A 5,698-nucleotide genomic window follows, 5' to 3' on the forward strand; every position below is an offset into this window, starting at 1 on the left:
GTCCACCCGCTTCGCGCGAATCCACACGTTTCGGCGCCACCTCGGGGGCATTGGCGGCCCCGGGGGCATCGGCGGCATCGGCGGCCCCGGGGGCATCGGCGGCCTCGGGGCCGACCGGGCGGAAGCGGACGAGCGCTCCGGGTGCGAGGAGCGCGGGGGACGCGGCATCCGGATCGAAAAGCTGTGCCCGCGTCGTGCCGATCAGCTGCCATCCGCCCGGGGTCTCGCGTGGATAGGCGCCGGTGAAGCCCGCCGCGAGGCCGACCGACCCCGCAGGCACCCGGGTGCGCGGAACCTCGAGGCGAGGCACGTCGTACGGCCAGTCGGCGCTGGTGAGATAGCCGAAGCCGGGCGCGAACCCCGTGAAGGCCACCGACCAGCGGGCCGCCGCATGCTGCGCGACGAGCGCCTCCGGCGACACTCCGAGGAGCGCGGCCGCATCGGCGAGGTCAGGACCGTCGTAGACGATGTCGAGCACCACCTCGTCGGCGACCTTCGGCGCCTGCTGTCCTGGGCCGGCCGAGACGGACTGCACCCACGCGCGGGCGGCCGCGAGGGAGAGGATGCGGGGGTCGACGCGGACCAGCACCGTCCGCGCGGCGGGGACGATGTCGACGACGCCGGTGGGCCTCGACCGCTCGAGCGCCAGGTGCAGCGCGAGCACGTCCTCGAGCGCCGGCACCTCCAGCAGCAGTGCGCGGTCCCCCATCGGCAGCACGCGCGCGGTCACCACGGGGCGCGCACCGCCACGCCTGCTCCATCGAGGGCTGCGCGCACAGCGCGCGCCATCACGACCGCCGCCGGGGAGTCGCCGTGGAGGCAGAGGGATGCCGCGTCCGCCGCGATCGCGGAGCCGTCGACGGCGTCGACCACGCCATCGCGGGCAAGCCGGACCGCGCGTGCGGCAACGGCTTCGGGGTCGTCGAGCAGGGCGCCGGGCTCGCCGCGCGGGACGAGCGAGCCGTCCGCCAGGTAGCCCCGGTCGAGGAACGCCTCACGCACGAACGGCAGGCCTTCGGCCGCTGCGGCGCGGGCGATCTCGCCGGCCAGGCCGAGGATGGGCAGGGGCCGCGCGAGGCTCGCCGAAACGGCCGCGACCGCTTGGGCGACGGCGTCGGCCTGCCCACGGTCCTCGATCACCGCGTGGTAGAGCGCCCCGTGCGGCTTGACGTAGCGGAGGTCGGCACCCGCCTCGAGGAGGGCGGCGAGCTGGGCGGCGATCGTCGTCTGGAGTTCGGCGGGGTTCGGGTGCTGCCGGACGCGGCCGAAGTTCGCGGGATCCGGATAGGCCGGATGCGCGCCCACCGCCACCCCGAACCGGGTCGCGCGGGCGACCGCGGCACGCATGGACGCGGCATCCCCGGCATGCCCGCCGCAGGCGATGCTGGCGCTCGAGATGACCGCGAACATCGCCTCGTCATCGGCCGTCGGCACACCGTCGACCGTCTCGCCCAGGTCGGCGTTGAGGTCGATGCTCGCCATGGTGCCCACGCTAGCCGTCAGTGCCGGGTCCACGCCCCGACTACCGTTGAGGCATGGCCAGAGCGCGGTACGAACCCGACGAGGCACCGCAGGCGCGGCTGAGCGACGGCACCATCGCCCGGATCACAAAGTCGGGCTTCACCTCGGGCTTCGAGCTCGAGGTCGACGGCACGCCGCAGTCCCACGTCGACCTCGACGATCCCTCGCACCTGCACTTCGAGTACGTCGCGCGCATGGGCGCCGTCATCGACCAGCTCCGGATGCCTCGGCAGCCGCTGACCGCCGTGCACCTCGGCGCCGGCGCCCTGACGATTCCGCGGTACGTCGAGCACACCCGGCCCGGGTCGCGCCAGCAGGTGATCGAGCTCGAGCCGGCCCTGGTCGAGCTGGTTCGCGCCGAGCTGCCGCTGCCGCGCGGAGCGTCGATCCGCGTCCGGATCGGCGACGCCCGGGAAGGGCTCGACCGGTTGCCCGCCGGGCTCCTCGGCATGGTCGATCTGCTCGTGTCGGACGTCTACTCGGGCGCGCAGACCCCGGCGCATCTGACCACCGTCGAGTTCTACACGGCCGCCGCACGCCTGCTCGCACCCGAAGGCGTGCTCCTCGCCAACGTCGCCGATGGTGCCGGGCTCGCCTTCGCCCGCCGTCAGGTGGCGACCGTGCGGTCGGTGCTGAAGCATGTCATCGTGCTCGCCGAAGTGCAGACCCTCAAGGGCCGGCGGTTCGGCAACCTCGTCATCGCGGCCTCTCCCGCACCGCTGCCGACAGAATGGCTGCCGCGACTCATGGCGGCAGGGCCCCACCCGGCGAAGGTCGCGCAGGGCGCCGAGCTCGACGAGTTCGCGCGCGGCGCGCGTCCTGCGACCGACGCCGATGCGACGCCGTCGCCGAAGCCCGCGGCATCCGTCTTCGAGCGCTGACCCGACTTCCCCTTCTGTCGAGCGGGCAGTTTTTCGGGCGGCGGGATGACGGGGAGCGGCGTGCCGCGGCTGGCGGGGCACCACGGCCGGGGCACACTGGAACGGCGAGCCGGTCGCGTGGAGAGGAGTCACGGTGAGCTATATCCACGGGTACGACCCGCAGACGCTGCGTGAGCAGATCGACGCCCGACAGTGCAAGGACCGCCTCGCCGAGATCGGCGAGCAGCGCAGCCTTCCCGCTCTGCTCGAGCGCGTCTGGCTGCTGAAGGTGCTCGACCGCCTTGAAGACGCCCTGGTGCTGTCCGAGCTGTCGGTGCGCGTCGCGCGGATGGCCGGCACGCGCAAGGACCTGCTGCGCGCCCGCATCCTGCACGCGTCGGTGCAGGCCCACCGTCGCGCGTTCGCCGCCGCCGAGCAGGAGCTCACGATGTGCGCCGACGAGGCCGAGGGGCAGGGCTGGACGGCGATCGCCGCATTCGCCTACCAGCACCGCGGCAAGGTGCACTTCGACGCCGAGGACTTCGCTGCGGCACGCGTCGACTTCAAGCGCGCGCTCTTCCTCCGCCAGGAGTCCGGCGCCCCGGACGACCAGCTCGAGCCGACCCTCATCGCGATCGACGCGGCGGACCGGCGACGCGCGGCCGCATCCGTCGCCAGCTGACTGTCGTACCTGCGTTCTAGTCTCGCGGTCATGTCGGAACTGCAACGCGTGCGCGGATGGGCCGATGCCCTCATCGCGCTTCATCTTGATTCCTCGTGGTCATTCGCGTTCGACAACGCGAAACGCCGCGCCGGCCTGTGCGACTACACGAGCAAGCGCATCAGCGTCTCGCGCTACCTCGCGGCCCGCTACGACGATGACACCAACCACCAGACGCTGCTGCACGAGGTCGCCCATGCTCTGGCCGGACCGGATGCCCGGCACGGCCCTCGGTGGAGGGCCGTGGCCCGTGACCTGGGCTACGTCGGCGGTGTGACGCACGACGGCGAGACGGYCGTCGAACTGGCGCCGTGGGTGGGGGCGTGCGCGGCCGGGCACGTCGTGTACCGCCACCGGCGACCGACGCGCCCCACCTCGTGCTCGAAGTGCGCGCGGCGATTCGACGAGCGCTTCCTGTTCACCTGGACGCGCCGCGAGATCACCCCGGCGGTCCGGCTCGCGGCGATCAGCCCCCGCTGACGGACGAGCGCGGCGCCCCCCAGGAGCGCCGCGCCGCGACATCCGTCCGCTCTAGCAAGGCGAGTAGGTGCACGCCCGATAGGTCGAATTGCGGATGTCGGGACCGACCGTGCCGCGCCCCCACAGGTGGTCGTCCGCCGTATTGGCCGTCGAGTTGCCGATGTAGTACGCGGCAGCGTAGACATCGGGGCCATAAGGATCGCCGTAGCCGTTCGTCGATGGCTGGATCTCCTGAGCGGCGCGGAACCAGGCCTGACGCAGCGTCATGCCCGATCGTGCGTAGCTCGCGAGGCGCTTGCCCTCTTCGGTGTTGTCGTACGTGACCGCCGCGTACCCGAGCAGCAGGTGCAGACCGTCGAAGACGCCGCGCCAGCGATCGTGCACGTTGCCGCCGCCGTTGATGATGTCGTCCTGCAGAGGTCCGCAGGCCGCGATCACCGCCCACTCGAGGTTGTTGCGCCCCCAGTGGTCCGACGGGTTGTTCGGCTGGGCGCCGACGTCGCCGAAGTTCAGCCAGTCGGCGGCACCGCCGGTTGCGAGCATCCAGCCGTCCGGCCCCGCGTGACCCGTGTAGAACACGAAATCGACGTCGTCGACGTACTGGTCGTCGTTGCTCACCCAGTCGGACTTCCACGCGGCCGCGTTGCCCCAGTTGAACTTGCGCTGCCAGCCCTCGGCGGTCATCTCGTCGACGAACCCCTGCGCGTTGGCCTGGCTGCCCCCGAGACCGCCGAACGAGCCGATCCACGACGCGCCGAACGAGCGCGGCCGGATCGCCTCGAGGATCGCCGACAGGTCGATCCCGGAGAGGCCCGGCTTGAGGAAGATCGAGCCGGATGGTCCGCGCGTCAGCAGGGATTCCGGCTGGATCCCTCGGCGGCGCAGCACCGCCGAGCTGACCGTCAGGTCGCTCGGGATCGCCTCACCCGGCTTGATCACCGACGTCAGGCTAACGGCGCCGTCGTCGGGGACCCGCAGCGAGAAGGCGTCGCTTCGGCGGGGGCGCGCCGGCGCCTCGCGGGATGCGATCTCACCGAACTCGGTCGCGGGAACAAGCGTCACCCGCGAGGGGATCCACTCGTCGCCGTTGCGCACCTCGGCGGTGACCGCATACACGGGGAACAGGACGTCCTGGGCCGAGAACGACGGCGCGCTGTAGTAAGCGAGCTGGGAGCCGGTGAGCCGAACGTTCTTGCCATCATGGGTGAGGCCCGCCGCCTCGACGGCCTCCTCGACGCTGCGCAGCGGCAGCTCGTCGGCCTCCGTCGCCTCGCGCCAGACGCCGTGCACCCCGACGATCTGCCCGCCGTCGCCGATCGTCGCCCGGAAGCGTCCGCCACCACCGAAGACCGGAAGGGTCTCGCCCTTGATGTCGGCCCGGTTCGACACGTCGACGACGACGTCGCGACCGTAGGTCGCCTCACCCTCCTCCACGCTGCGTCCGGCGTCGCCGTCGGTGACGGTCTTGGACCGGCGAACGGCGGGCTCGGAGTAGCGGAACGGCCCCTTGAGCTCCGGCGTGAGCCGCAGTTCGTCGAGCGCGGCGCGCCCGATGTCGGCGACCGCGTCGTCTGTGGGCACGTCGATGCGCGGGTCGCCCCAGAGGCGACTGAGGTCGCCCGCCCAGACGCCGCCGCGGGCACGATCGGCGTCGACCGTGACGTCGAGCCCCCGCACCGTCGTCGTCGCGCCGCGGGACTCGATCCTCAGATCGTGACCGCCCAGCACATCTCGCGCGAGCTTCTCGATCTGGATGTCGTCCTGCCGCGCAGAACTGGTGTGGAAGACAGGTAATGAAGCCATGAACTTCTCCTCTCTGGACGCGCGGATCGGCTGATCCACGCATCAATTGAGGAGTGCGCCCGTGGCCTGTCTGATACAAGATCAGCGACGTGGGTTCGGCGGGAACGCCGGTGTGCCTGGCCGTCAGAGCGCGACGAAGAGCCCGTCGCGCAGGACGGGGACGACGGATGCCGCATCCACCGCCGCYGCCGCGTGCACCTCATCGCGGCGATCAGCGAGCTCGCGCCCGGAGCCGCTCGCCGTGAGCAGGTGCCTGGCCGCGCCGCGCAGCGCGCGGAACGATTCGGCCGCCGCGGCCGCCTCGGGTGAGGAG

Annotated in this window: 6 protein-coding genes and 1 pseudogene; 3 read left to right on the top strand and 4 right to left on the bottom strand. The window is 72.1% G+C overall.

Annotated elements, in window-relative coordinates; all coding sequences use genetic code 11:
* A partial coding sequence (locus AC1DVT_RS17385; protein WP_477390336.1) for a 5-oxoprolinase subunit B family protein occupies positions 1–733 on the bottom strand: 733 nt, incomplete at its 3' end.
* A complete protein-coding gene (gene pxpA / locus AC1DVT_RS17390; protein WP_477390338.1) occupies positions 727–1,482 on the bottom strand; it encodes a 5-oxoprolinase subunit PxpA in 756 nt (251 codons plus the stop codon). The genes pxpA and AC1DVT_RS17385, both read right to left, overlap by 7 nt.
* A gap of 53 nt (positions 1,483–1,535) precedes the next feature.
* On the opposite strand from pxpA, the gene AC1DVT_RS17395 reads away from it, so the two are divergent.
* The 3 genes from AC1DVT_RS17395 (at position 1,536) to AC1DVT_RS17405 (ending at position 3,582) form a co-directional block, all read left to right on the top strand.
* The gene (locus tag AC1DVT_RS17395; RefSeq protein ID WP_477390340.1) at positions 1,536–2,402 is read left to right on the top strand and encodes a spermidine synthase; all 867 of its coding nucleotides are present in this window, start codon (positions 1,536–1,538) and stop codon (positions 2,400–2,402) included.
* A gap of 133 nt (positions 2,403–2,535) precedes the next feature.
* Positions 2,536–3,063 carry a hypothetical protein gene (locus AC1DVT_RS17400; RefSeq protein ID WP_457100452.1) on the top strand — a complete coding sequence of 176 codons (528 nt, stop codon included), beginning with the start codon at positions 2,536–2,538 and terminating at the stop codon, positions 3,061–3,063.
* A 30-nt stretch (positions 3,064–3,093) separates the two neighbouring features.
* Positions 3,094–3,582, top strand: a complete 489-nt coding sequence (locus AC1DVT_RS17405) for a SprT-like domain-containing protein (protein ID WP_477390342.1) — start codon at positions 3,094–3,096, stop codon at positions 3,580–3,582.
* A 51-nt stretch (positions 3,583–3,633) separates the two neighbouring features.
* Here the strand turns inward: AC1DVT_RS17405 and AC1DVT_RS17410 are convergent, their stop codons facing one another.
* Positions 3,634–5,385 (bottom strand): DUF6345 domain-containing protein, encoded by a 1,752-nt coding sequence (locus AC1DVT_RS17410; RefSeq protein WP_477390344.1) that lies wholly within the window; start codon positions 5,383–5,385, stop codon positions 3,634–3,636.
* Positions 5,386–5,508: 123 nt separating this feature from the next.
* A pseudogene (locus tag AC1DVT_RS17415) lies at positions 5,509–5,698 on the bottom strand (2-phosphosulfolactate phosphatase); the annotation flags it as partial.

This window comes from Microbacterium sp. P2_F9 (assembly GCF_056403635.1).

Excerpts from the sequence above, each read along its gene's own strand:
- pxpA (WP_477390338.1), bottom strand. The coding sequence starts at position 1,482 with ATGGCGAGCATCGACCTCAACGCCGACCTGGGCGAGACGGTCGACGGT.
- AC1DVT_RS17395 (WP_477390340.1), top strand. The coding sequence starts at position 1,536 with ATGGCCAGAGCGCGGTACGAACCCGACGAGGCACCGCAGGCGCGGCTG.
- AC1DVT_RS17410 (WP_477390344.1), bottom strand. The coding sequence starts at position 5,385 with ATGGCTTCATTACCTGTCTTCCACACCAGTTCTGCGCGGCAGGACGAC.